This is a genomic window from Holdemania filiformis (genome assembly GCF_003459085.1).
In the GTDB taxonomy this organism is placed as follows: Bacteria; Bacillota_I; Bacilli_A; order Erysipelotrichales; family Erysipelotrichaceae; genus Holdemania; species Holdemania filiformis.
Window position 1 is genome coordinate 175,270 of sequence record NZ_QRUP01000003.1, and the last position, 26,186, is coordinate 201,455.

21 protein-coding genes are annotated in these 26,186 nt (G+C 49.7%); 2 read left to right on the forward strand and 19 right to left on the reverse strand.

The annotated features are described in order from the left end of the window. Positions 1–3: 3 nt before the first annotated feature. From DWY25_RS04075 to DWY25_RS04095, 5 genes are all read right to left on the reverse strand, one after another. Entirely contained in the window at positions 4–912 is a 909-nt protein-coding gene (locus tag DWY25_RS04075; protein ID WP_244925922.1) for an ABC transporter permease, read from the reverse strand. After that, positions 902–1,975 carry an ABC transporter permease gene (locus DWY25_RS04080; RefSeq protein ID WP_117894020.1) on the reverse strand — a complete coding sequence of 358 codons (1,074 nt, stop codon included), beginning with the start codon at positions 1,973–1,975 and terminating at the stop codon, positions 902–904. The genes DWY25_RS04075 and DWY25_RS04080 overlap by 11 nt, the downstream gene beginning before the upstream one ends. Then, a complete protein-coding gene (locus DWY25_RS04085; RefSeq protein WP_117894022.1) occupies positions 1,959–3,482 on the reverse strand; it encodes an ABC transporter ATP-binding protein in 1,524 nt (507 codons plus the stop codon). The genes DWY25_RS04080 and DWY25_RS04085 overlap by 17 nt, the downstream gene beginning before the upstream one ends. 43 nt (positions 3,483–3,525) lie before the next feature. Further along, a complete protein-coding gene (locus DWY25_RS04090) occupies positions 3,526–4,614 on the reverse strand; it encodes a BMP family lipoprotein (RefSeq protein ID WP_244925923.1) in 1,089 nt (362 codons plus the stop codon). Positions 4,615–4,960: 346 nt separating this feature from the next. Next, entirely contained in the window at positions 4,961–5,839 is an 879-nt protein-coding gene (locus tag DWY25_RS04095; protein WP_181981685.1) for a LysR family transcriptional regulator, read from the reverse strand. Positions 5,840–5,962: 123 nt separating this feature from the next. Here DWY25_RS04095 and DWY25_RS04100 point away from each other — a divergent pair, with 123 nt between their 5' ends. Further along, complete coding sequence (locus DWY25_RS04100) at positions 5,963–8,287, forward strand: FAD-binding protein (protein WP_181981686.1); 2,325 nt, start codon at positions 5,963–5,965, stop codon at positions 8,285–8,287. A gap of 87 nt (positions 8,288–8,374) precedes the next feature. On the opposite strand, the gene DWY25_RS04105 is transcribed toward DWY25_RS04100, so the two are convergent. From DWY25_RS04105 to DWY25_RS04145, 9 genes are all read right to left on the reverse strand, one after another. After that, positions 8,375–9,031, reverse strand: coding sequence for a Crp/Fnr family transcriptional regulator (locus DWY25_RS04105; protein ID WP_117894034.1), 657 nt, complete (start codon positions 9,029–9,031; stop codon positions 8,375–8,377). A 167-nt stretch (positions 9,032–9,198) separates the two neighbouring features. Then, a complete protein-coding gene (locus DWY25_RS04110; protein WP_117894037.1) occupies positions 9,199–11,466 on the reverse strand; it encodes a hypothetical protein in 2,268 nt (755 codons plus the stop codon). 211 nt (positions 11,467–11,677) lie between these two features. Next, the gene (locus DWY25_RS04115) at positions 11,678–12,190 is read right to left on the reverse strand and encodes a nitroreductase family protein (RefSeq protein ID WP_181981687.1); all 513 of its coding nucleotides are present in this window, start codon (positions 12,188–12,190) and stop codon (positions 11,678–11,680) included. Between the two features lie 51 nt (positions 12,191–12,241). Then, positions 12,242–13,063, reverse strand: a complete 822-nt coding sequence (locus tag DWY25_RS04120) for a Cof-type HAD-IIB family hydrolase (RefSeq protein WP_181981688.1) — start codon at positions 13,061–13,063, stop codon at positions 12,242–12,244. 94 nt (positions 13,064–13,157) lie between these two features. Continuing rightward, positions 13,158–13,871: a response regulator transcription factor gene (locus DWY25_RS04125; protein ID WP_117894046.1), complete on the reverse strand. Its 714-nt coding sequence runs from the start codon at positions 13,869–13,871 to the stop codon at positions 13,158–13,160. Then, positions 13,868–15,478 (reverse strand): histidine kinase, encoded by a 1,611-nt coding sequence (locus DWY25_RS04130; RefSeq protein ID WP_181981689.1) that lies wholly within the window; start codon positions 15,476–15,478, stop codon positions 13,868–13,870. The genes DWY25_RS04125 and DWY25_RS04130 overlap by 4 nt, the downstream gene beginning before the upstream one ends. 258 nt (positions 15,479–15,736) lie before the next feature. Beyond that, complete coding sequence (locus DWY25_RS04135) at positions 15,737–17,527, reverse strand: flavocytochrome c (protein ID WP_276330433.1); 1,791 nt, start codon at positions 17,525–17,527, stop codon at positions 15,737–15,739. Between the two features lie 463 nt (positions 17,528–17,990). Beyond that, a complete protein-coding gene (locus DWY25_RS04140; RefSeq protein ID WP_117894052.1) occupies positions 17,991–18,353 on the reverse strand; it encodes a MerR family transcriptional regulator in 363 nt (120 codons plus the stop codon). A 66-nt stretch (positions 18,354–18,419) separates the two neighbouring features. Next, positions 18,420–19,568, reverse strand: coding sequence for an aldo/keto reductase (locus DWY25_RS04145; RefSeq protein ID WP_117894055.1), 1,149 nt, complete (start codon positions 19,566–19,568; stop codon positions 18,420–18,422). A 215-nt stretch (positions 19,569–19,783) separates the two neighbouring features. Here DWY25_RS04145 and DWY25_RS04150 point away from each other — a divergent pair, with 215 nt between their 5' ends. Then, positions 19,784–21,175, forward strand: a complete 1,392-nt coding sequence (locus DWY25_RS04150; RefSeq protein WP_117894058.1) for an AAA family ATPase — start codon at positions 19,784–19,786, stop codon at positions 21,173–21,175. Here the strand turns inward: DWY25_RS04150 and DWY25_RS04155 are convergent. From DWY25_RS04155 to DWY25_RS04175, 5 genes are all read right to left on the reverse strand, one after another. After that, the gene (locus DWY25_RS04155) at positions 21,172–22,359 is read right to left on the reverse strand and encodes a MupG family TIM beta-alpha barrel fold protein (RefSeq protein ID WP_117894061.1); all 1,188 of its coding nucleotides are present in this window, start codon (positions 22,357–22,359) and stop codon (positions 21,172–21,174) included. The two genes, DWY25_RS04150 and DWY25_RS04155, sit on opposite strands and share 4 nt — an antisense overlap. A gap of 71 nt (positions 22,360–22,430) precedes the next feature. Next, a complete protein-coding gene (locus tag DWY25_RS04160) occupies positions 22,431–22,907 on the reverse strand; it encodes a PTS sugar transporter subunit IIA (protein WP_244925924.1) in 477 nt (158 codons plus the stop codon). A gap of 16 nt (positions 22,908–22,923) precedes the next feature. Then, positions 22,924–24,423 carry a sulfatase-like hydrolase/transferase gene (locus tag DWY25_RS04165; RefSeq protein WP_117894069.1) on the reverse strand — a complete coding sequence of 500 codons (1,500 nt, stop codon included), beginning with the start codon at positions 24,421–24,423 and terminating at the stop codon, positions 22,924–22,926. A gap of 34 nt (positions 24,424–24,457) precedes the next feature. Then, positions 24,458–25,390, reverse strand: coding sequence for an AEC family transporter (locus tag DWY25_RS04170; protein ID WP_117894072.1), 933 nt, complete (start codon positions 25,388–25,390; stop codon positions 24,458–24,460). After that, positions 25,387–26,184: a ChbG/HpnK family deacetylase gene (locus DWY25_RS04175; RefSeq protein WP_117894075.1), complete on the reverse strand. Its 798-nt coding sequence runs from the start codon at positions 26,182–26,184 to the stop codon at positions 25,387–25,389. The genes DWY25_RS04170 and DWY25_RS04175 overlap by 4 nt, the downstream gene beginning before the upstream one ends. Between the last annotated feature and the right edge of the window lie 2 nt (positions 26,185–26,186).

Sequence of the window (26,186 nt, forward strand, 5' to 3'; positions counted from 1 at the left end):
CCTTTATTCGTCTTCATATTTACCAACACCGGCAGGCGGCTGAATGTTCTTGACGCCAAACGCCAGAACCAGCAGGGTGACGATGTACGGGATCATTTGAACCAGCTGCGACGGAATGCCGTAGCCCTGAACATAAATCTGAACCGCGTCGCACAGCGCGAACAGCGAACCGCATAACAGAACGTTCAGCGGATTGTAGCGCGACAGGATGGCGATCGCGATCGCGATGTAACCGCGGCTGGCGGACATATCGCGCACGAACATATTCAGGCTGTCAATCGACAGATACGCCCCGGCCAGACCGGCCAGCGCGCCGCAGACCAATACGCCGATATACTTCATCCGCCGGACCGGAATGCCCATGCTGCTGGCAGCCTTTGGATTTTCACCGACCATCCGCAAACGCAGACCGAACGGTGTTTTAAATAAGATGAACCAGCTGGCGATGCACACGAGGATCGTGAAGATCAGCAGCACTGACTGGCGGCTGAAAATATCGCCGAGCACCGGCACGTCCTTTAAGAACGTCAGCTTGGTGTTGACAGAAGCGACGGCTTCGGAATTGCCCTTGTTACCCCAGATGATCTGCATCAGCAGCGTGGACGCCGCCGTGGCTAACAGATTCAGGCCGATGCCGCTGATGACCTGATTGACCTTATAGCGGATGCACAGAAGGCCGTGGCATAATCCGAAGATCATACCGCCCAAGATCCCGCACAACAGCCCGATCCAGGCACTGCCGGAATAGAACGAACCGACGGCAGCCGTAAACGCACCGGTCAGAATCATACTTTCGAGGCCCAGCGCCATGATGCCGCTGCGCACGGAATACACGCCGCCCAGCGCCGCCAGAATCAGCGGGATGGACATGGAGAACATCGTGCTCAGAATGCCTGTGATATTATTCAGCATGGCTGCGTCCTCCCTTCTTCGGTTTGCGGTCCGCGCCGATCAAGGCCCGGATCAGAAGCGGCGCGGAAACAAAGATAACGACCAGCGCCTGAATGACGCTGACAAACTCCGTCGGAATCTGGCTCATCATGTTCAGATACATCGCACCGGTTTTTAAAGCGCCGAAGATGATGCCCGCCAGGATGATGCCCAGCGGTGAGTCGCTGGCCAGCGCCGCGACGGAGATGCCGCTGAAGCCGTATCCCGGCGAAAAGCCGCTGATGAAGCGCTTGCCGACGCTGGTGACATGCACCGCGCCGCACAGACCGGCCAGCGCGCCGCTGAACAGCATCGCTTTCATCATGACGCCGCCGACCTTGATGCCGGCCGTTTCCGCAGCCTTCATGTTTAAGCCGACCGCCCGGACTTCATAACCGAAGCGGGTCTTTTCCAGCACGAATTTCACAATCAGGGCCGCGAGCACCGCGATCACGATCGCCCAGGTCAGCTGATAACCCGGAATCATTTTGCCTAACAGCGCGCCGTCGACGATTTTATTCGTCTGCGCGACCGCCCCTTCGGCTTTTAACGGATAATTGACTAAATAATCGCAGAAATTGATGATGATGAAATTGGTCATCGTCGTCGTAATAACTTCGTTCGATCCGAACCGGACTTTCAAAAAGCCGATCAGCGCGCCGGCCAGACCGCCGCCAATCACACCGCAGACCAGCGCCAGTAAAAGATGCAGGATGCCCGGCAGCGGCAGCGGCGTCATGCCGACCAACGCCGCGACCATCGCGCCTGTATACATCTGGCCTTCGACGCCGAGGTTGATCAGCGTCGCTTTCTTGCCGACCATAAACGCCAGACCGGTAAAGATCAGCGGCGTCGCCTGGATCAAGGTGTTGGTCAAGGAACGTACGGAACCGAGCGAGCCTTCGATAATGACAGAATAGGCGAAGATCGGATCATAGCCGCACAGCAGCATGATCACGCAGCTGACCAGAATCGCCAGGACGAAGGACACCAGCGAGATCACGATCGGACTGGTTTTCATCAGCCGGTTAGACAGCTTGCTCATGGTGCTCCTCCTTCCCTCCGGTCATCAACAGGCCCAGCGACAGCTCGTCGGTATCCTCGGCCTGCTGAACGCTGACGATCCGGCCGTCGTAAATCACGGCGATCCGGTCGGACAGCGAGCGGACTTCATCGAGATCCGCTGAAATTAACAGAATCGCTTTACCCTCGTCGCGTAAGCGCAGCAACTGATGGTGAATATACTCCATCGCACCGACGTCGACTCCGCGGGTCGGCTGGGCGACGATCAGCACGTCCGGGTTTTGCTTGAACACCCGGGCGATAACCACTTTCTGCTGGTTGCCGCCGGAAAGCGAGGAAACAAATTCACGCGCATTCGGCGTCTTGATCATGTATTCGCCGACTGCTTCCTCAGCGTAGCTCTGGATATTCTTTTTCTGAAGCAGTCCCTGTTTGAGAAACTGCGGTTCGTCATGATAGCCTAAAATCAGATTGTCTTCAATGGACATTTCCGCGACTAAACCACGGCTCAGACGATCCTCCGGAATGTGTCCGATCTTATGCTTTAAGAAGGCGTGGGCATCCCCGTGAATCGCTTCCGTTCCCATCGTCATCGTCCCGGAATCGGCTTTGCGCAGACCGGTCAGGACTTCGATCAGTTCGGTCTGGCCGTTGCCTTCGATACCGGCGACGCCGAGAATTTCGCCCTTGCGGATTGACAATGAGATCCCTTTAAGCACCTGCACGCCGCGCTCGCTCAGCTTTAAATCCTGAATCCGGAAAAACTCCTCGCCCATGTTCGTATTTTCCCGGCGCACGTTCAGTTCAACGTCACGGCCGACCATCATTTTAGCCAGATCGCTGGTTGTCACGTTGTCCAGAGGCAGACCGGATTCGACCATTTTCCCATCGCGCAGAACGGAAATCCGGTCGGCGATCGCCAGTGTTTCCTTCAGCTTGTGCGTGATGATGATAATCGACTTGTTATCCTTTTTCAGATTCCGCATGATGACGAACAGTTCTTCGACTTCCTGCGGCGTAAGCACGGCCGTCGGTTCGTCCAGGATTAAAATATTGGCGCCGCGGTAGATCGCCTTGAGGATCTCAACGCGCTGCTGCTCGCCGACGGACAGTTCCTGAACCTTGGCTTTGGCGTTGATATTGAAGTGAAAGCGGTCGATCAGTGCCTGAATCTCCTGCTCGGCCTTCTTCTCGTCGATCAGCCAGCCTTTGCGCGGCTCGTGGTTGACGATGATATTTTCAGTAACGCTCATCACCGGGGAAAGCATGAAGTGCTGGTGCACCATGCCGATCCCCAGCCGGATCGCGTCTTTCGGGCTCTTGATCTTGACCGGCTCGCCGTTAACACGGATCTCGCCCTCATCCGGCAGAGTCATGCCGTAGAGGATTTTCATCAGCGTCGATTTGCCGGCTCCATTTTCTCCCAGCAGGGAATGAATCTCTCCCTGACCTAAAGAAAAGGAAACATGATCAACAGCTCGCACTAATGGATATTGCTTAACAATATCGATCATTTCTACACTGTTCATTGTTTCCTCCTTTTTCTTTTTACAAAATTAACTTGCTTTCAGCTTATTTTGTATACTGATTGGAAGATACCCAGCTGTCCAGTTCATCTTCTGTTTCACAGATGACCAGTTCGCCGCTCTGAATCTTGGCTTTGATATCCGCAATCACCGCCGCGATGTCTTCAGGGACTTCAACGTTGGAGAATTCATTGGAATAGCCGACCGCTTCTTCCTTTAAGCCGCTGATCTTGACGCCTTCGGTCCATGTGCCTTCAACTAAAGCCTTGACTTCATTGTAGACCATTTCGTTGACGTTGCGGATCGAGGTTGCCGGGATATAATCCGGTTCGATCGCGTTCTGGTTTCCGCCGACGCCGAACGCATAGCGGTCAGCTTCTTTCGCGGCATTGAAGACGCCCAGTCCGGAAGCTCCGGCAATGTGCTGGATGAAATCCGCGCCCTTGTTGTACATCGACATCGCGATGTTCTTTCCCTTATCGGAATCGTTGAAGCTGCCGACGGTTGCCGTCAGGACTTCGCATTCCGGATTCACATACTTTACGCCTGCTTCAAAGCCGACGACGCCGGACCGCAGATTCGGGTTGTCCATGCCCAGGATAACGCCGACAACGTTGTCCGCATTGGCTTTCGGCATTTCAGACAGCGTGCCTAAGCCCGCATAAACGCCGCACAGGAATGTCTGTTCCTGCCACTTCGTGGAAACGGCACTGACGTTCGGCAGTTCCAGAGACGAATCGATGATCGAGAATTTCTGATCCGGATAATCCGCCTGAACCGCAGTCAAAGCGTCGTTCTGATCCGTCGCCAGTCCGATGATTAAATCATAGACGCCGGCATCCGCAAACTGGCGGTAGCCTGCTTCAAAATCACTGGCTGATTCTGGTTCAACATACTGGAAATCAATTCCGAAATCAGCTTTAGCCTGGGTCAGACCGTCGTATGACATGTCGTTGAAGTTCTTATCGCCCAGTCCCCCGGTGGACAGAACGATCGCCACTTTCAGCTGCTTGTCGCCGGTATTGGCTGCGCCTCCGTTGTTGTCTGTGCCGCCTTGTTTGCCACCGTTGCCTGAGCAGGCTGCCAGCGACAAAGTCAGCAGTGCGGCGGTACAGAGAAGTCCTAACTTTTTCATCTTTTCCCTCCTGGTAAGCATAACGCTTACAAATACAGTAGTTTTATATCATGGAAAAGCCTACAAAAAAAGTGACAAATGTCACTTTCGATATATTTCATATTAATCTTCGCGTTTCTTTTGTAAGCGTTTTCTGTGTTCTGAACTGATCTCCCTCAGCCTCGGCGTCTATCCCGGGCGGAACAGTCCGCGGAATCCTGTTTTTTTACTCATTTCAAAGTTTGAGTGGTTGTTTTTATTTTTACACGGCAACGTCTGAAATGCAACGTTATTGCTTCGCGAATCCAGCGCGGCCTCCTGCATTTCCTGCTCGTGCACAAATCTGAATTAACGCCGGCCTCATTGTTTAACCGCTGAAATTCTCTATGTAGCGGATCAACCGCCGGATCGACGGGGTGACTGCCACATCGTTGCGCAGCAGCACATGCAGCTGTACTTCTACGTGCATATCCGCTAAGGGCAGCGCGACGATCCCCGGATATTTCGTATATTGCCATCCGGCGTTAAAGCTGACGGCCAGTCCGCTCTGGACTAATTTCATAATCAAATCCCGGTCGGATGAATTCAGATAATAATCCGGCGCTTTCAGCCGGTTTTTACTGATTTCAGCATTGGTCCGCCCCGCCTGGCCGATATCATGAGTCAGGCCGATCAGCGAATAAGGATTCAGATCCGCAAGCCGGACTTCGTCCAGCAGCGTCAGCGGGTGATCTTCCGCGGCAAGCAGAAACAGCTTGTTTTTTTTGGAATGCAGGGAATGGAAAACCGCTTCATTATAATTTCCTGTCGCGATCCAGACCGGGATCTCCTTTTGTTCCATGGCTTCCGCCAGCCGCGGCTTCGTAACTGAACGAACACGGATCGTCAGATCCTGATTTTGAATGATAAAATTCGCTAGAAAATCTTTGCCAAACCCCTCTGAGAAACCGGATTGTAAACCAATAATCAGCTCATTTGTCCGTTTCTGCTTCAGTTTGTGGACTTCACTTAGAAAATTCTGATGAAATTGGATATAGTCCTCCGAACGTTCATACAGAGCTTCCGCAAATAACGTCGGAACAACGCCGGCGCCTGTGACATCAAACAGCTGCGCCCCCAGCTCCTGTTCCATTTTCCGGATGATTTTCGTTAATCCTTGTCTGGATATGTAGAGTACTTCCGCCGCCTTGTTCAGACTCCCCTGCTCCACAATAGTCCGGAAATAATGCAATTGGATCACATCCATGATCTCACTCCTTTTTACCATTGTAACATAAGAGTGTAACTTTTGTTGCATCCAATGCAAACGAACGCTCCTCTCCGCATCAGCGCAGGCTATGATAAATTATTATCAAACGGAGGGAAAATAATGAAAAAGCAAGTTCTACGATTCACCACACTGCTTCTGGCCTGCGCCTTGTTCTTTTCCGGGTGTTCAAAAACACCGGACGGCGAAGCCGGAACTCGATCGGAAACCGCGACCGCCCAGGGATTCGGCGGCGAAGTTTCCGTCACGCTGACCACCCAAAACGGCACGCTCGCCGAGGTCGTTATCCAGGGAGACAAAGAGACAGAAGCAGTTGGCGGCCAGGCCATCCAGACTTTACAGAAAGCGATGAAAGACAGTCAATCCATCGACGTGGAAGCGGTCAGCGGGGCGACCCTTACCAGCGAAGCGGTCCTCAGCGCAGCCCGTCAGGCGTGGAACACGTTAAACGGAGTTGAAACGGCAAAACCCGACGTCAAGATGAAAGCCGGAACCTATACAGCCTCAGCCCCGGGTTTCCGTTCCGCCTGGGATATTGAAGTCAGCGTTACCGTGGACGAAACACAGCTGCTTTCAGTCCAGGTCAATCCGGATTCCGCAGACACGGTCGGGATCTTCCAAAGCGCGGCCAATCTGCTTCCGCAGCGAATGGTTGAACATCAATCCGTTGCGGTCGAAGCGATCTGCGGCGCGACGGTTTCCAGCAACGCGATTAAAAGTGCTGCGAAAAAAGCCATCGTTCAGGCTTTGGAGGCAGCCGGTACTGACGCCGCAGCCATATCCGCCTTTGAAACCATTCCGGATGAGGTGCCGGCAACGGAGGAATTAACGACAGATATTCTGGTTGTCGGACTGGGGGCAGCCGGCACTACCGCCGCCTTGAGCGCTGCGGAAACCCTGGCCGAGGAAAATCCCGACGGCGTCAGCGTGCTGGCCATTGACAAGGCCGGCCGGTATGGCGGAGCATCCTCTTTATGCTCAGGCGTCTTCGCAGTGAATCCGCAGGGGCTGGCGGACAAATACAATGATGGAAAAGATTTCACTGACCGCGACGCGCTGTTAGCGGACTGGCTGACGTATGTCGAAGGTGATGCAAAGCCGGAAATGATCGAATTGCTGCTCGATCATTCCGGAGACACAATCGACTGGTTAGTTGACGATTACGGCCTGGAACTGGAAAAACCCCAGACAGGATTAACCGAAGGCGATTCCAATATCGTATTGTTCTCTTATGCCCCAAGCAAGGACGGCATGACCGTCAGACGGCAGCACAACATTCAGTTCTACGACAACTGCATGGCGGAATTCACGAAAATGGGCGGCAAGATCATGTTGGAAACGGAAGCCTATGATCTGATTGTGGAAAATGGTCAGGTTACCGGTGTAAAAGCCCGCAATACTGCCAACGGTCAGGAAATTCTGATTCACGCCAGGAAAGTCATCCTGGGAACCGGAGGTTTCTTATCCAATTCCGCGATGACTCAGAAATATTTATCGAACACGTTTTATCCGCTTTCCGGCAGCTGGGATATGGTCGGCATGAAACAGAATGACGGCAAGATGCTTGAAGCCTCAATTGCAGAGGGGGCCGCCACCTACAATATCGGAATGTGCCCGGCTGTCCACATCATCGGCGCAGCTGGTTTCCTGAGTAATTTTGAGTATCACACGTTGGAAGATAAACTGTGTATGCAAACGATGAAGCCGACAAAATGGACAGAAGGCGATCTGCCGCATTATCTGGGTGTCGCACCGGATTCTCTGGCCGTCAACATGCAGGGTGAGCGTTTCACCAATGAAAAGCAGCTTGGCTTCAACGCCTGGGTTTCTGGTCCGAACTTCTATTCGCTTTACAGCGACACGCAGATCAGCGCCGTTGAGGAACGTGGTCTGCGCACGGCTCCGGCTTATATGACAACCGTCAATCTGGGCGCTAACGGCTGGGCCCCGGACGGTACGCCGATTCCGAACGCTCATGAGGTCATGGAGGCGGCGGTCGCCGCCGGCTTTGCCTACAAAGCGGACACGGTGGAAGAGTTGGCTGTTCAGTTGGGGATGGAGCCTGAAACCTTGAAACAGACCGTTGAAAAATACAATGCTGCCTGTGCCGCCGGCGTCGATGAGGAATTTGGCAAAAATGCCGAAAATCTGGATCCGTTAGCGGGGGAAGGTCCCTTCTACGCAATTAAAATGGCAAATTATCCATACAGTACCTGCGCGGCGCTGAACGTCAACACAAACCTTGAGGTTCTGAAGACCGATGGTTCCGTGATGAGCGGCTTATACGCGGCCGGATTGGATGCATCCGGCGTGTTGTATTCAGAAAAGAAGCCTTACGTCACTTACGGCGGTGTCGATCAGGGCTTTGCCTTTACTTCCGGGCGTCTGGCCGGCATTCACGCAGCCGCCTCGCTTACTGAAAAATAAGTATTAACTGAATAAATTAAAACCTTCCCGCTTTGATTGTCTGAGATCGAATCTTCTCATTCAAATTCCCTTGCAGGAAGGTTTTTCTTATTCTTCACGTTTCTTTTGCAGCTTTTTCCGCTGGTCGGCCGTGATCGTCAGCGTATTGCCTTCCTTGCCGATCAGCCCTTCATTCTTGAACTGGCTTAAAAGCCGGTAAACCGTCCGGCGGGAACAGCCCATAAAGGCCGCCAGTTCCTCCCGCTTGATCTTGATCCGGATCACGTCGCCGCTGGGTTTCAACGCGTCGCACAGCCGCAGCAGATAGTCGATCAGCTTAATGTTCATCGAGTTGGTCGGATATCGAGATTCATTGATCGAGGATTCATAAAACTGATTCGCCCAATAACAAATAAGATATTCTTTGAAGGGATCGCAGTCGGATAACAGAATAAATAAATCTTCCCTGGTGATGCGATAGCCGCGGCAGCGCTCATCGACTTTCAGCGTACAGCAGTAGCGATGGTGATCAGAGAAAATTTCCATCAGACCGACAAAACGGGCTTCATAATTCGTGACATAGGTATAAGCGATCCCGCGCGTATTGACGCTTTGAACGTCGAGTACTCCCTCCGTGAAGATGTAGCCGCAGGTTACCGGCGCGCCTTTTTCAATGATCGTCTCGCCGGGTTCAAACGTGACGGGAGCCAGCCGCATCCGCACCCGCTCGGGAATGGCTTCCAATACCTTCTCAAAACTTAGCATCGCGATCACCTCTTTCCACTCTCTGGTAAAGATTATAGCGTATTTTAGCTGAGCTGAAAATGATTTCCTTGAGAAAGCTTCCGCTTTTCGGGATGAGACCTTCCAACACGTTCTCTGATTTTTATGACGTCAGGGAAGCTTAAAGAATAGATCTCATTCCTTTCTGCCTACTCATAGATATTAAAGCTTTCCTCGTTTACTTTCCGCAATTCGCTGGAATCTAAATCATATAGATACGTAATCCACAATTCCTGCGGATATTCTGCCGACTCTTCCCGCGCCCGCAGCCACAGCTTCCGCGAAGCAGGGAGATAGGCCATCTGAACGGACGAGCTGTCCAGCTGCAACAGTTCTTCCTTTTCCTCGCCGCTGCGGTAATAAATTGTCGAATATTCCCGATATGACGCTGAATTGATATCCTGATACGGCTGATTCCAATCCCATTGCGAATATTCCGCGGTGAACGCGCCATTTTCGGTTAAGTGGATATCCCCCCAGGATGGCAGGTCCTTGGCGATCAATTCCGCATGATTTCCGTCAAATTCATAAATGTCGAAATTATCCCCTACCATATCCTCAGCCTGCCACAACCCCAGCACAAATTGGGAATCCGCGGTCGGAAAAAGCATAAAGCTTTGTTCGTTCCAGGTATTCAGCTGATCTGGCCGCGCCCGCAGCAGCAACGTTTGGTCATCAAGAGAATACTGATATAAATAGCTTTCGTTCGCGTAACCTGCGGTCAGCCACAGACAATTCTTGGTTTCATCATAAGCCAGACTGCTTACATAAAAGTTATAATTTCCTTTAGGATTCAACGATGCGCTGTCAAACAATTTCACTTTGTTTTGCGTCGCTAAATGGATCAGCCAGTATTCTTCCGGCACACTCCAATCGGACCTTTGCGCGACGATCATCTGATCTTGATTAACGGTATAGTTGCCGACGTCGTTGAATTCCGCCGTCACTTCGAATGTCGCAGAATCTAAAATCAGCGTTGTTGAAGTCATTCTGTCTTCTTTCCGCCAGGAGATATCCGCAAACAACCGTCCGCCGTTATTTTGAATCTTAACAATCCTGCCTTCCGGATAACGCGACCGTGATAAAGCATAGCGCTCTTCGATCAAACCGGTTTCCGGATTCAGCTGCTGGATCTGTTTTCCATTGGCGCTGATCATGACGGCATTCCCCTGAATTTCCAGCGCAGTTCCAAAATGGGTTAACGATGCGCCCGGATCCTTGGATGAACCCCGGGCTTCGCGCACTTCGTTATCAAACGCCACAGGCTGATCGATCCCCTGCATCGCCGCCTCTTCCAAACTTTGATAGTATTCGTTCTTCGCCTCGGCGACCGTGAACATTTTCCCGGTTTGCGGCTGGACAAGAAAAACATGATTTACGCCGTCGCCTGAATATCCCTGAATTTTTAACCAGCCACCCACCGGTGTGCAGCGTAGTTCTTCCAGGCATTTCAGCGTAGCAACGCTTTCCTTATCATAACCATTCTGACGGATGACCTGACATTGCCGCGGTTCATCAAAATTACCGATTTCACGGTTGGTGACAATGGTGTAAAATCCCTTCTGCGATAACGCCGGCTGGGGGCGGATGAGCGTTCCTTCATTTGTACTCTGAATCAGCTCTGCGTTTTTGCCCTCATGATCCGTTGAGAAGTAATAGATTTTCATGGATCCGTAGATTTGAAAATAGAGTTTTTCTTCATTTGCGCCGATTAAATAAGCAACGGAATAATACTCGCCCCAATCTCCCGGTTCCGCCTCAAAAGAACTCAGCGTATTCTCATCGCGGTCAATTTTAAAGTAAGTCCGGGAAGACTCTTCGACAGAATAATCCGCAGAGACAATTACGGTATGTTCAAGAATCGCTTCTACTGACATACTATTCGCATCCGTCGCTTCCGCGCTGAGATCGGCGATCATTTCCGCTGAATCCTCATCCACAGATTGATGCCACAGCTGGTTATCCTTGATCCAATATAGGTCCTGCCCCTGCATCTGCCCCGAGCCGGTCGCCATGATCTGCTTTTCCACCCGTTTTTCTTTCAGATTCCAGAGATTTACGGTTATTGGATTACGTTCATAAATATCGGTGTTTTCTTCCTCATTCTGTGTCCAGATTGCCAGCCGGCTGGCATCCGGCGAAGTAACCCTCCGGATCTTTCCCGACGGCATCTGCGCGTCCTGGAAGAAATCCCAGTTTTTCAGCGACTGATCTGAAAAATTCCAGATCATAATTTGATTCTGATCAAAATCCGGCATGTAATAGTTTTCTCCGACGATGACGGCCTGTGAATCGTTCTGGCTCAGCCATTTTTCATTTGAGCCTTTCGCCGGATCCGTTTGACAGCTGGTTAAGCTGATTAAGCTGATCAGCCAACAAAGGCTAATCCCGAGCCTTCGTACGTTTCTGAATTTCATACAAGTTCCCCCATTCAATTTTATGTATCTCCTGGATTTTTCCTTGACTGTATTATAGCATGGTGTGAGGTTTACAACAATAGACCCAGGTAAAAGATCAGTCTTTACGCAAGCTGAAAAAATATTCCAAGAATTACTTTGAATGCTTTTCATTCCGAATTAAATGATCAACAAACACTGCGTTTCAGACCTGCGCAGCGAAAGGATTAAATTAGAGATACCGCACTGTCTGATCCAGCGGTTTGCGCTGATCATGTTGCCGGGAAGGCCGGCAGTCAGTGCTGGGATAACCGAAAGGAAGCAGACAATACGGCTCAACGCTTTCCGGCAGGGCCAGCGCCTGTTTTACCTTCTCCGGATCAAACCAACAGACCCACGTGCTGCCGATCCCCAGCTCCTGCATCTGCAGCATCATGTGTGCGGCAACGATCGACGCGTCCATCTCCGCTGAACTGCGGCCGTTGAATGGATTAACCCAAGCTTCGCCCGGATCCGCACAAATGATCAAGACCTGCGGTGCGTCAAAGGTCATCGTCGTAATGGCTCTGAGCTTCGCTAACAGAGCCTTGCTGCGGACAACATAAATCCGCTGCGGCTGCAGGTTTTTCGCAGTTGGCGCTAAACGGCCTGTTTCCAAGATTTGATCTAAGACGTCCTGCTCGACCGGCCGGCTGTCGAAGCGGCGGACAGAATACCGCAGAGCCGCTAATTCTGAAAACTTCATCTTCATTCCTCCCTCTTTTTCTTTCTTATTATTCCGTCAGGAAAGCCAATCTCAAAGCAAGGATTCCAACAGCTTGGCGACGCCTTCCTGAGCGTTGGTGTCCGTGATCAGATCTGCCTGGGCTTTCAACGCGGAAGACGCGTTGCCCATTGCCGCTTTAATGCCGCAGACGTTAAACATTTCCATATCATTCAGACTGTCGCCGACGCCGAGCACCTGTTCCAATGAAATTCCTAACTGTGCCGCAGCGGCTTGGATCGCTGTGCCTTTATCATTTTGATCTGAAGTGATTTCCAAATTGGTTTTCGCGTAACTGTAAACTTTAATGCCCGGGATCGGCGCAAGCAGACGGTTCAGCTTTTTAATCTTAAGACCGCCCAGCGCGATGATTTTATATACCGGCTCTTTCGACGTCTCGATCTGCCGCAGCGGCTGGGTCCAAGAGTGAACCTCAATCTGTTCCTCAGGCGGATTATGCCGCGTGACCTTCTGATAATCCGGTTGGATCAGATTCAGCGAATTGCCATAGACGTGATGAAATGTTTTCGCCTGCATCCACACATGCTCACGCTGAAGCAGCCGAAGAATCTCCAAGGCCGTTTCCTGCGGGATCGGGGTTCCCTGCGCCACGCCTTGAATGCGACGGTAATTGCCGACATACCCAATCGCGTCTACGCGCGGATCGATCGACGCCGCCACCCCTTTTGCGAACAAATAGGGCCGTCCGGTCACCAGCACGACTTCCATCCCCAAATCCAGACATCCCTTAATGGCTTTCCGGCTGCGCCCGCTGATCTCTTTGCGGGGCGTAAACAGTGTGCCGTCTAAGTCCAGACAGATCATCCGGACTGTACCTCTCGTTAAATGCACCATGGATTTCCTCCTGAAATTTATCATTTTACTTCTTGAATTTCTTCACGCCTAACTTCTTTAGCTGGATTGGCGACAGCCCTGGAAAAGCGACGGGTCAGCGTTGTTTCTCCTTCATCTGGGAAGGCGTTATCCCGGTATGCTTGCGGAAAACGGTGCTGAAATACTGCGGCGTCGTAAATCCACACTGCTGTGCCAGTTCCTTCATCTGAATCCGGCCCTCGCTTTTTTGCAGCTGTTTGACAGCCTGATCGATGCGATATTGGTTCAGAAGATCGACGAAGCTCGCCCCGCCCTCCTTCTTCAGCAGCTTATTGATATAGCTCTCTGACAAACCCATTACTACCGCGCAGTCCTGCAGGCAGAAGGCCGGATCCTGCCAATGTTCGCGAATACAGTCCATGACCCGACGCAGACCACTGCCCATTTCCGCAACCTGTCGGGGAATCTCGATCTTCTCCATCATCTGATCCATAACTTTCTGAAATTCCGCCTTCTCTATCGGTTTTAATAAATAGGCCTCAACACCCAGCTCAATCGCTTTTTTCGCATAATCAAACCGGTCGTAGCCGCTGACAATCACAAAATGAAGATCCGGCCGCCGATATGTCTCAATCATCTGCAGGCCGTTCATAAATGGCATGTTAATATCGGCAAATACGAGATCAATCGGTTCCCGCTCCAGAATTTCAGCGGCGCTGTGAGCATCGGCGGCTTTCCATATTTTTTCACAGGGGTACCCGTATTTTACCAAACGTTTTTCAATCCCCTCCCGGATCAGTAATTCATCATCGACAATGCAAACGTTCATTGCTTATTTTCTCCTTTGTGCAGAGGATGACGGCAGATCACGCTGACCCACCGGCCCTCCTGCTTCATCGTCAGCGCATACGCGTTGCCGAAATTCAGCTTCAGTCTTTCATTGATGTTGTAAAGTCCATAGCCGGGATAATCCGCTGCCGGATGATCGCTCTGAAACAGCTGGTTCAGTTCAGCAATCGGCCGGGACACGTCCTGATTGGTTTCATTGCGGACTTCAACGATTAAATCCCCACCCTGACGCTTTACCAGAATGGAGATGATCCCCTGATGCGCCAAGCCCTTCACGCCGTGATATATAGCGTTTTCCACAATTGGTTGAAGCGTGAAACGCAGAAACAGCGCGCCCGGTTCCGCCTGATTTTCAATTTGATAAGTAAACTGTCCGGCATAGCGCAGCAGCTGAATTTTTAAATAGCTTTCTACCTGCTCCAATTCCTGCTCCAGTGGAATAAAAACCGCATCGGCACTCAAGGAGATCCTAAAAAAGCGGGCTAACAAACCAATTGCGTTTTCAACCTTGTCATCATCATAATCCAGACACATCGACTGGATTGTTTCCAGCGTATTGTAGAGAAAATGAGGTTTAATCTGTTGGATTAAGGCCCGGTATTCGGTATCCTTTTTTGCTTTTTCCGTGTGTTCCAGCTCCTGCACCAGCTCATCAATCTTCAGCATCATCTGGTTATAACTGGAGCTCAGGTCATGCATTTCCTGATTTTCCTCACTGATCTCCACCTGTTTGAGATTTTCCAGGGTGACCTGCGTCATTGCTGCCGCTAACTGATGCACAGGCGCCAGATTATGCGCAATCAAACGGCGGATAGAATAAACCAGTAACGCCAGCAGGATCAGAAACATCAGAATCAGCGCCAGATTAGCCGTAACGAGATGTCGGTAATAGAAAGCATCGGGGATCTGGACCTCCAGACGCCAGCCGGGTACGCTCGCTAACGGTGCGCTGACCGTCTTCCGCGAAGCCTGTCCTGATGTTCCGGCATGCAAGATTTCCTGCTGCTCAGCATTGAGTATCCGTGTAAAAAACTGAAAAGAATTGGAGTTCTCCAATACGTTCTGAATGTAATCGACAGGAATCGCACCGCTGAGATACGCAAGCTGTCCCTGCGGATCCGGAATTGCCGTTAACAAAATGATGATATTGCGCTGATCATCCTTGGATTCCACCGGTTCGCTGACAAATGTCGCCGACGTACTTTGTTTCAATTGTTGATAATAGTCACGTTCCACAATTGAGAAGCGGGCCCCGGTTGTGACGGTCTTTGTGCCTTGATCATCGACGATTCCCAGCGATTCAAATGTATTTTCTACTTGCGCAAAAATCCGAATTCCCTGCAAATTTTCTTCCAGACTTTTCTGAGGATCGATCAGTTGCACCATTGAAGCCAACTGGCGGCTGCGCGAGTCCAGGAAATAATCGATCTCACTACTTTTGGACTGAACGATATCCTGACTGAGCTTGTCCATATCTCCGCTCAGAATCCACTGAACGCAGGCAGTTGTGACCAGCATCAGACCAATCACGGCGCTGACCAGCAAGATCACTGTTGGTCGGATAATCTGCTGGGATAGTGTTTTCATATTCAAAACGCCCTCCTTTGAATCGAATTCCGGTATAGGATTCTGCCGGAAAGTGATGGCTGAAGTAATCATGCCTGGCCGCAGCTGCATAGAAGCCCCGAAATCGTGGCCAGCTTTTTTTCATTATATCACAAGCGAAAAGAACAGCCCAGCATCCCCAGACTTGCCCTATCAGGCAAAGCAGGAGAAGACTTTGAGCTGTTCCTTCAGTCTGGCAGGGCTGTACGGTCCATTTCGGTGCTGCCCTTAGTTTTTATTTTATTCTGCCGACGCGTTTTGTCCGGCGATCCGGCCAAAGACGACACAGTCAGTAATCGCGTTGCCCCCTAAGCGGTTTGTACCGTGGATATCACCGACGACTTCCCCGGCAGCGTACAAACCAGGAATGACCTGACCTTCAGCGCTGATCACTTCAGTCCTCGTGTTGATCTGCACACCGCCCATCGTGTGATGGGAAGAAGGTACGACTTTCTGAATATAGAACGGTCCTACCGCTACTGGCTGCAGCGAGGATGTCTTGTTGAAATCTTCATCCAGACCATCCCGGATGGATTCGTTATAAGCTTCGATCGTTTTAATCATTGCCTGCGCATCCAGCCCAAAATGGTTGGCAGCCTCTTCCAGCGTATCCGCCACATACAACAGATCATTATCGATCCAATTCTGGAACTCAACCGCATGAACCTCCGTCATATGACCGATATTCTCAATTTCCTGCCCCCAGACCAGATAACCGATCTGATCTGTCTGGTCAAGAATCGCATTGGAAATCACATCGCGACGACCCATTTCGTCAACGAAGCGGACGCCTTCCTTATTCAGAAGCAGGCCACCGTCCATCCGGGAGTTGGCGACATATGAAATAATTCCGGTGATTGGATTGCAGGTCGGATAAACCTGGATGAACTCCATATCAACTAGCGAAGCCCCGACTTCTTCGGCCATTCTGATCCCATCGCCAGTGCTGATCGCACGAGCTGTCGTCTTAAAGCGTTCATCATAGTTCGCGTTGTACTGCTTGCGCATTTCGACATTGGACGCGAAGCCGCCGGTCGCCAGGATTACGCCCTTAGCCGCATTGAAGGTGATTTGCTGACCATCGTAAGCTGCCCGGATGCCACTGGCCCGGCCTTCATTCATCAGAATTTCTTCGCCTTTGACATTGCACAAAATATCGACACCAGCCGCTTCCGCCGCATCGCGCAGCTTAAAGATCAGCTCGTCGCCATGGTTCCCCACCGGGATCAGCGCCCGCGGGACAGAATGGCCGCCGAACTGCTGAAGACGGTCTGGCATAAATTCGACATGGATATCGTCGATCAGCCAGTTTGTCGCGTCCAGCGCGTTTTCCGCCATGACTTCCACGAGTTCGCGGTTGGCTTCTTGGTCGCCGGAATTGTAGGTATCCTCGGCAAATTTTTCGACACTGTCCTCAATTCCCTTGGCTAACTGATGCTGCGTTCCCGGCGCGTTAAGGCCGCCGCCGGAAACCAGCGTATTGCCGCCGACAGCCGGCGTCTTTTCCAACACGGCAACGTGGGCGCCGTTATTCGCGGCTTCAATTGCCGCGGTCAGACCGGCTCCGCCACCGCCGACGATTACGACATCATAATCGTAGTTGTCTTCCATTTCTGCTTTATCCAGCGATACCTTTGACTCGTTTTTGAAATAGGCGTCATCGGCGCCAGCTTCTTTCAAAGCATTGCGAACCGCGTTTACTACGCCCGCGCTGGAAATTGTGGCGGCTGATACCAAATCGACCTGAGTGCTCTGCGACTGGTTCATCTTTTCCACAAGAGTCTGAATAGCCAGATCGCCAATTCCGGCAGTTTCATCCTCCTCCAGAACACGGATAGTGTTGAGTTTTCCCTCCTCCACCGTGACTTCCACATTGATTTTTCCATTGTGACCTGCAGCGGTTCCAGTGTATGTCCCATCGGTCAGTGACGTTACAGCCGGATCCGGCGACGAAGTTGAATTCTGATTACCGCAAGCAGCCAGCGATAGACAAAGCAAACCCGCCATAAGTAAAGCTAAACATTTCTTCATAAGTTTCCTCCCTGATATGCTAAAAATATAACATATCAGCTTGTGAACGATTTTTCAAATTTTGGCACTTTTGTATAAAAATCTGTACTTCGCTTCCAATGGCTAGTAAGATGCACTCTTATGGCAGACAAAAAAACGGCGATCTTAAACCTCCGCAATCAGAAGATAGCAGAGCCACGATAGGGAGATTCCTTGGTCAGTTATCTGCTTTTTGGATCGAGCCTCTTTTTCTTGTCTTAGAGAGATTGATTTCACTGGGCACGCAAAGATCATAAAGTCAAAGGAGATCTTGTCATCAGACTAACCGATGCAGAACATGTCAATCCATTAAGGATTAAATCTGCGCTGCATGTTCGGTTTTATACCTAAAAGAAAACCAGCGGCGGCCTCAGATTCCTTGATCTGAACGCTTCACTGGTTTTTACGCTTGTCGCCTTTTAAATTAATTTCCTGCCTATGCCCCTTAAGGCCGGCATTCGGCGTTTCGCTCATACGCGTCAATTTTGTAATTCAGCCGTTCCAATGTTTCATTCATCTCGCGGATGCGTTCGATCAGCTGTTCCCGCTGTTCGATTAACAGCTGTTTGCGGGCCTGGATTGTTTCATCGCCCTTCTGATATAAAGCGACATACTCGATCAAGACCTCGATCGGAAGGCCCGCCTGCCGCATACATTTAATGAACTCTACCCAGCGGCAGTCCTCCTCGGTGTAATCGCGGATTCCGCTGGACGTGCGGTTCACCCGGGGAAGCAGACCGACGCGCTCATAATAACGCAGCGTATCCTGGGTTAAATCATATTTCTTACTGACTTCAGCAATGTTCATCTTGAATCTCCTTTCCTCTTTATTCAGCTTAACCCCAACTTTTCTTTCATGATGAAAGCCGGAATCTTATTTACCGAACACGTTGACCGCCTGCCGCATATTCTCAGTGACTTCCACGTCAAAGGGGCAGCGATTTTCACAGGCATGGCAGCGGATGCACTCGGAAGCCGTATGTTCCAAGACTGCGTAATGTTCCCGTACCGTCTCCGGCATTTCCCCCTGCGCCTTCACCAGATTCAAGAACTTCGTCACCGTCGCGATATCAATGCCCATCGGGCACGGCGCGCAGTGGCCGCAATACATGCAATGTCCCTTCCAGCTGATCTTCGGGAAGGAAGCCAGCGCTGAAGCATAGTCCCGCTCCGCTGCGCTCGCCGTTTCATAGGCTACGCTCTGCCGCAGCTCCTCAACGGAATGCGCACCCGGCAAGACGGTGGCGACACCTGGCCGGGTCAGAGCGTAATGCAGACATTGAACCGGCGTCAGCGCTTTGCCTGCCGGCGACAGTTTCTCATCCAACAGATCGCCGCCGCCAAACGGCTTCATGACCGTGATGCCGACACCTCGACGCTGGCATAATTCATATAAGGCTTCCCGTTGGGGATCCATATTGACTAACGGCTGGGCGTAGCTTTCGTCTGCCCACAGCTTTTCCAGATCCTCATCGCCGGGCTGCAGATCATAGCATGGATTGACACTGAACATCAACACCTCGATCAGACCGCTTTCCACCGCCTGAATCGCCACCTGGGGATTATGACTGCTCAACCCGATGTATCCAATCCGGCCTTCCTGCTTTAACTGCTGCGCATAGCGCATCACCGGCCCTTCCGCCACCGCCTGCCAATCCTTCAGCGAATCCACGTAATGAATCATGCCGATTTCCACATGATCGGTATGCAGCTGATGTAACAAATCCTCAAAGCCGGCCTGGACTTCTTCCAGTATACGCGTGCGCTTATACTGACCATCTTTCCACACCGAGCATAAATGGGCCTGGATAATAAACTGATCGCGCCGGCCCGCCAGCGCTTTGCCTAAATGCAGACGCAGATTAGGATCCGGCGAATACAGATCAAAATAATTGATTCCCGCATCCGCTGCCGCGTCGACTAACGCATAGGTTCCCATCCCTTCCTGTTCCGTAAATCCTTCGCAGCCCAGTCCGATTTCACTGACCTGTAAACCGGTGTTGCCCAACGCTCGATAGATCATCTTCAAGCCCTCCTGTTTTCCACTATTTTTCTCTTCCTCTATCGTAACTCTTAGAGCTGACTCCAGGTCAAGCTTTTTTTATTATTTTCTTGAAGATCCGATCAATGAGATAGAGAATGAAAATAAAAATCCGACAAGAAGCTTATTCCTGTATCGTTTATATAATTGAAATTATAATAATTTGAAGTATAATAAAAGAAAGCGAGGTAAAATTGATGAAACTCTTCGTAGACCGGAATGAAGAAATGAACACTTTAGAACAAGAATTTCAACGTAAAGAATCGGCTATGGTCATTCTCTATGGAAGACGCAGAGTCGGAAAAACCACGTTGATTTCTGAGTTTATTCAAGATAAAAACGCCCTTTATTATTTAGTTACAGAAGAACAGGAAACGCAGAACCGAAATAACTTTAAAAACATGGTTGCGGATTTTATCGGCAGTTCACTTTTAAAAAACGCCTCAGTAGAAAACTGGGATATCCTTTTCCAGGAATTAGTTTCTTTTCCCTCGTCAGAAAAAAAAGTAATCGTTATCGATGAGTTTCAATATTTAGGCAAATCCAACGCGGCCTTCCCTTCCATTTTTCAAAAAATCTGGGATACAATTTTAAAAGATGCCGGAGTCATGGTCATCTTATGCGGCTCACTTGTATCCATGATGGAAACTCAGACATTAAATTACACCAGCCCGCTTTACGGCAGACGAACAGCACAAATTCGTTTAGAACAGATTCCTTTTCAATTTTATCATCAATTTTATCCGGACAAATCTTATAAAGAATTAGTTGAATACTACAGTGTAACTGGCGGTGTCCCGAAATACATTGAGCTTTTCCAGGAATATGACGACATTTATCAGGCAATCCAAAAGAACATTTTAAATCGGTCAAGCTTTTTGTATGATGAACCAAATTTCCTTTTACAGCGGGAAGTAACCGAGATTGGCAGTTATTTTTCTCTGATTAAAACAATCGCTGCAGGAAATCAAAAGATGTCTAAAATTGCCGCTTCCCTTGAATGTAAGCAAACCGGGTTAACAAAATATCTAAAAACCTTGATCGGTTTAGATATCCTAGAACGCGAAGTTCCGGTAACCGAGGAAAATCCCGAAAGAAGTAAACGGGGTCTTTATAAAATAAAGGATAACTTTATTTCATTTTGGTTTCGTTTTCTTTATCCTAACTTAAGTTATCTTGAATCAGGACATACTGATCTCGTTCTATCAAAAATTCATCAGCACCTTGTTGATCGCCAGATTAGTTATGTCTATGAGGATATCTGCCGAGAAAAAATGTGGCAACTTAATCATTCTCAGAACTGGCCGTTTTATTTCAGTAAAGTTGGGCGTTGGTGGGATAATGAAAATAATGAAATTGACATCGTTGCCTTAGACCCTGACGACAATAACTTGATCTTAGGTGAATGTAAGTATTGGAACCAAACTGTCGGTTTGAATGTGCTGACCGCTTTGGAGCAAAAAGCAAAATTTGTAGATTGGCATAAGCATAATCGTAAAGTTTGGTATGTCTTATTCAGCATTAATGGATTTACAGAAGATTTAAAAGAGCTTGCGAAAACAAGGGAAGATCTACTCTTATTACGTTAATATTCTGAATATTCAAGGAATTCGACCAAATCACCATTGTTGATTAACTCAAGCATCTGTTCCTCATAAGGTGCTAATTTGGCAATTAAATTTCGTTTCCCATCATTAAGAATTGGAATCTTAACGATCTGTATTTCACCTGAATAGTGACGATTCGCATCATTCACGATAACAACGCTCCCTATTGGAAAATATTCTCCAGCATAGCTTCTTGGAGGAATCGGCCTGTTTTTATTGATAAGCCGGCCGCTCCGTGAACGCCAAATCCACTCAGAAGAGTCCCCATTATCCAATTGCGGTATAAGATCTAATAAATTCTCTCTTTCGATTGGCGTTATGCCTTTCTCCAGGATTACTTTTAAACGTTTGCATGGTCCAAATTTTGGAAGTAGGGGACCGTAAGCTTTAATCTGAGCAAATACTGGCGAATCTTCAATCAGACGTGGAGGCCGGACTGCTTCCGCCATCGCTTTCAATTCTTCTTCCGCGGCATAAGCGTTGCCGATCAAAATATCATCGACATCACCTGTTGCCAAGATCATTCGCATCTGTAAATCAATCGGAAGATCGCGCAATCGTTCGACCGTAGGAAGTCCATCCTCAGCTCCCCAAATTCCATGCGTGTTCGGAGCTTGGGAGCTCACGATCGCTGCGATTTTATAGCCGTACTGTTTAAGCCGATGATTTTTCTCAAGAAAATCTGCCCATTTAAGGCCGGTATATCGCTGTGGATAAGCGTTATGACATAAGCATAACTGATTAGCCCTGACCTTTTTTTCATGGAAATAGGCAATTTCCTTTTCCACATTCGATGAAGTGGCATTCATCTCAATTTGAATTCCATAAGGATTCTGCGTCATAATGTAGTCATCTTCAGCTCCGTAAGAGCCATCCAAACGAAGAATGTCACATTTGATTTCATGAAATAAAGATAGATTATCATAAGATTGATTGAAACGTTTTAGAAAATTCGTATTGACATCTAGAGATACCTTCATGCCTAGTTCATGCGCAGCTTGATTTAATTCTGTGAAATAAGTAATGATTTCCTGATTGGTTCCCTCCACTGAAAGCATACTGGAAGTAACCCGGGTGAAACCGTACTTTGAAGCCAGTCTTAGATATTTTTTTATTTCTGACATTGGACTTAAATCAGGATAAGCCATTACACCTAGTTCGGTCATTTCTTAAACTCCTTCTGTTTTTGAATTTTGGTCATCAATAAGTCGATTTTGTATCCTTCGCAAAAATATTCCTATTTCTTTTTCACGATCAGGACTTCATCCTCCGTTGAGACCTGCTGCGGGCCTGTCAGCTGAACTTCGAATTGATCTTTATTTGACACCACCATCGGCGTCGTTAAGTTTACATTATGCGCCTTCATAAACTCCCGGTCAATTTGGATGATCGGCTGATGTGCCTTTACTTTTTCGTTGACCTTCGCCAGCGCAGTGAATCCTTCGCCCTGCAGATTCACCGTATCCAGGCCGATATGCACAAGCACTTCCGCGCCATTCTTCGCTTTGATGCCAAACGCATGTTTCGTCGGCATCAGCACCATGATCTCACCGTCGCAGGGAGCGCATACCACGTCGCTTTCAAATACAAAACCGACACCTTCTTCCATCATCTTTTGTGAGAAAACCGGATCCGGCACGTCTTCCAGCGGAATCCGTTCGCCATTCACCGGTGCATAGAGCTTACAGCCTCTGTCTTTAAGAAAACTGATCATCATAAACCTCCTTCAGCTAATCTTTTTTTACTCGTTCCGCCAGCTGCGTTTTCCAGGCTTCCAGCGTCAATTGACTGGAGAAACAGGGATCGGGAGCCTGCCGCGCCGCTTCCGTCGCATGCCAGCGTTCTTCGGCATTGTCAAAATCGCAGCGGGCCAAAATCGACTCACTAGCTTTCTGTCTTCTCAGCGCCGCTTTGATTTCATCCAGCGGCACGTCGCAAAGCTGATCCATCCGACGGCGCAGCTGCGCCGCAATATCAGGATGTTCAGCGATGATATTGGTCGATTCGTCAGGATCCGCAGCCACGTCGTAAAGGACATCGTCTGCATCATAATTGACATAATGAATCAATTTATAATTTTTCCATTTGGCCATTTTCCCGCTTATCAGACCTTCCGCCCCGCCAATCCTATCACAGACCTCGCTGACGATCGTGCGTTCCAGATCGTCCGGTTCTCCGCATAAAGTTTTCCACAAGCTGACGCCGTCCGCTTCTGGCAAACTCATTGCCTCTGCCGCTTCACAGACGGTCGGACCAATATCCAGCAGGGAAGCTGAACCCTGGATTCTGCGTCCGGCGGATAGGCCGTCCCCCGCAAAAAGCATGGGGATATGTGCCGAAGGTTCATAAAACGTATTCTTTCCATAATATCCGCGGTAGCCGGCATGATCGCCATGGTCCGACACATAGATAAACAGCCCTTCGCGATGATTTCTTTTTAAATACGCCTGAAATGCATCGTACACTTTGCCGACCTGTTCGTCCTCAAATTCCACCATGCCATAATAGGCTGCACGCACAGCCCTGACAATTTCCGGATCCCGATCTTCCAGAATTTTCTTGATTACCGCGGGGTGCGGCGGATAATCGAAGCTCTTCACCGGGACGTCAATCTTATTATAATAGTACTCAAACAAATCTTTCGGCGCAACGTAGGGATGATGCGGACCATAGGTGCCGACGCACAGGAACTGCGGTTGTTCATACGAATGCGCCAAATACTCCAGCGCATGTTCGACAACATAACGGTCAAATTCTAAGGTTGGCGAATTTCCGCCGCCGATCAGCTGCAAACACGTTGGACTGCCCTGCAGCGTCTTGTCATGCACACCGCGTTCTTCCGCAATGGCCGCCGGACGGTTGTGATAAATCTGCGTAATATCTCCGGCGATCCGCTTTTGAAATCCATGCCGCTGATCCGGTCCGACAAAATGCATCCTTCCGCACAGTGTCGTCGCATAACCGCTGGCGCTCAGGCAATGGACAAAAGTCGCCCGGTTGGAATCGAGCGCACATTTGTTATTGAGCACATGCGCCCGGCTGGCATACTGCCCGCTCATCATCGCCATTCGCGCCGGCACACAGATCGGAAACGGCGTGTATGCATTCATCATCGCCGTGCCTTCTGCCGCGATCCGATCCAGATTCGGCGTCCTGATCCATTGATCACCAGCGTAGCCCTGCACCTGACCCGCATGTTGATCTGAAATAAACAAGCAAATATCTTTCATGATCCTAATTTCCACTCCTTCTTACCATTTCGGATTAAAGTACTCGTTCAATCACTGCCATTAAAATCACCAGTGAACCTGTGGATACGATCGTTGTCACAAAAACCGCGGCTGCGGCAAACATGGAGTCTCCGCCGTATTTCTTCGCAAAGATCGCGCCCGTGCTGCCCGCCGGCATCCCCAGCAATAACGTCGCAATCGTGGTGCATTGTGCATCCAGGCCGATTCCCTTGCAAAGAAACAAGGCCGCGAAGGCGATCCCGAACAACCGGTAGAAACACAGGATTGCCAGTTTTTTCATGATACCCCGGTCCCACGTTATTTTCTGGGCAAGCAGACTGCCGATCACAATCAGTGAAAACGGGGATAAGCATTTTCCCACGGCTTTCAGCGCTGTAAAAACAGGAACAGGTACCGCTACAGGACTGACGCTCGCTAAAAGAGCCAGCGCAATCGCGACGATCACCTTGTTGGTCAGAATCGAATAACAAATTGCTTTTTTACTCTTATGAATTTCCGGATTAAACAAACTTTCGCCGGCAGCAAATGCCAGAATCCGTGTCGGAATCAAAAAGACATTGCAGATCATCACGCCGACCGAGCCATAAAGCCCTTCAATCACTGGAGTGCCGATCAAACCGCCGTTGGAAACAAGATAGCTGTAGCGCACAACTGAACGTTGCCCCGGCGTTAAATCTTTCTGAAGCGGAAGTTTTGTAAACAGATAGATCAGCATTTCCAGCAAAATCGCCGCGAATAAAACGCCGGCCAGACTTTTCAGCAGAGAAAACGATATGTTTTCCACAAAGGAAACAAAAACGCTGATCGGCAGCAGGACGTTTAAAACCAACTCTGAGAGAAAATGTTGATCGCCGTCGCGGATCATTCCGGTTTTGCTTAACACGACTCCAATTCCCATATAGGTAAGCAGGGTCACCTGTAAATTGAGAAGCGTTAAGGTCATCATTTCTTATGCAGTCCCGCCAGGTCCTTATAGGTGATCAGTTCTACCTTGTTTGTATTAATCCAGTCGATCATCTCCGGGCTGACCACGGCATCGAGATCGTTGAGGCGGTAAAGCGAATAGGTGGAGAGCTCCATCAGCGCTTTATCGACATACCCCATGTGACCGATCAACAGACAATATTCCTGACTCAGCAATTCCGCGCTGTGCTCCAAAATATAATCCTTCAGTGAAGAAGCCGCCTGATTCTCCAGCGTCGCCGGCTTTTTATACCAGCCGATCCGGTATTCCTGAATCGTCTTCCCCGTCAGCGTCTTCATGATATCCGAGCAGTAAGGCACGTCGTACTGCTTCGCCAATTCATGATGAACCTGTAAGATCGCTTCCGTTTCATAGGCGTGGGAATGCAGATAGTCAGGCTTTTTTCCAAACAGTTCAATATATTTCTGAATCTGAGCATTAAGTTCTCTGCGGACCTCGTCGATCCGCGCGTGATCGCGATTTTGTTCGCTGTCCATTCTCCGGCTTTCCCAGCTTGTGTAAAAACGTCCCTGCGCATTAACCAGCGATGGCAGATCTGACGGCGCGCTCAGCGGCGCTCCGGTTGTCAAATTCAGATCGACGCCCAGCGCAATCTCGTTTAAACAGGGCTTAATCCAATCAGCGCAGGTTTCAGCCCAGGGCATATTCATGAACATCCCGGTATTGCGGAGAATTCCTTTTTCAATCCCGTCAACAATTCCCCGGGCGACGGCCGGTGTTATACCGTAATCGTCGGACTGCATCAATAGTTTCATCC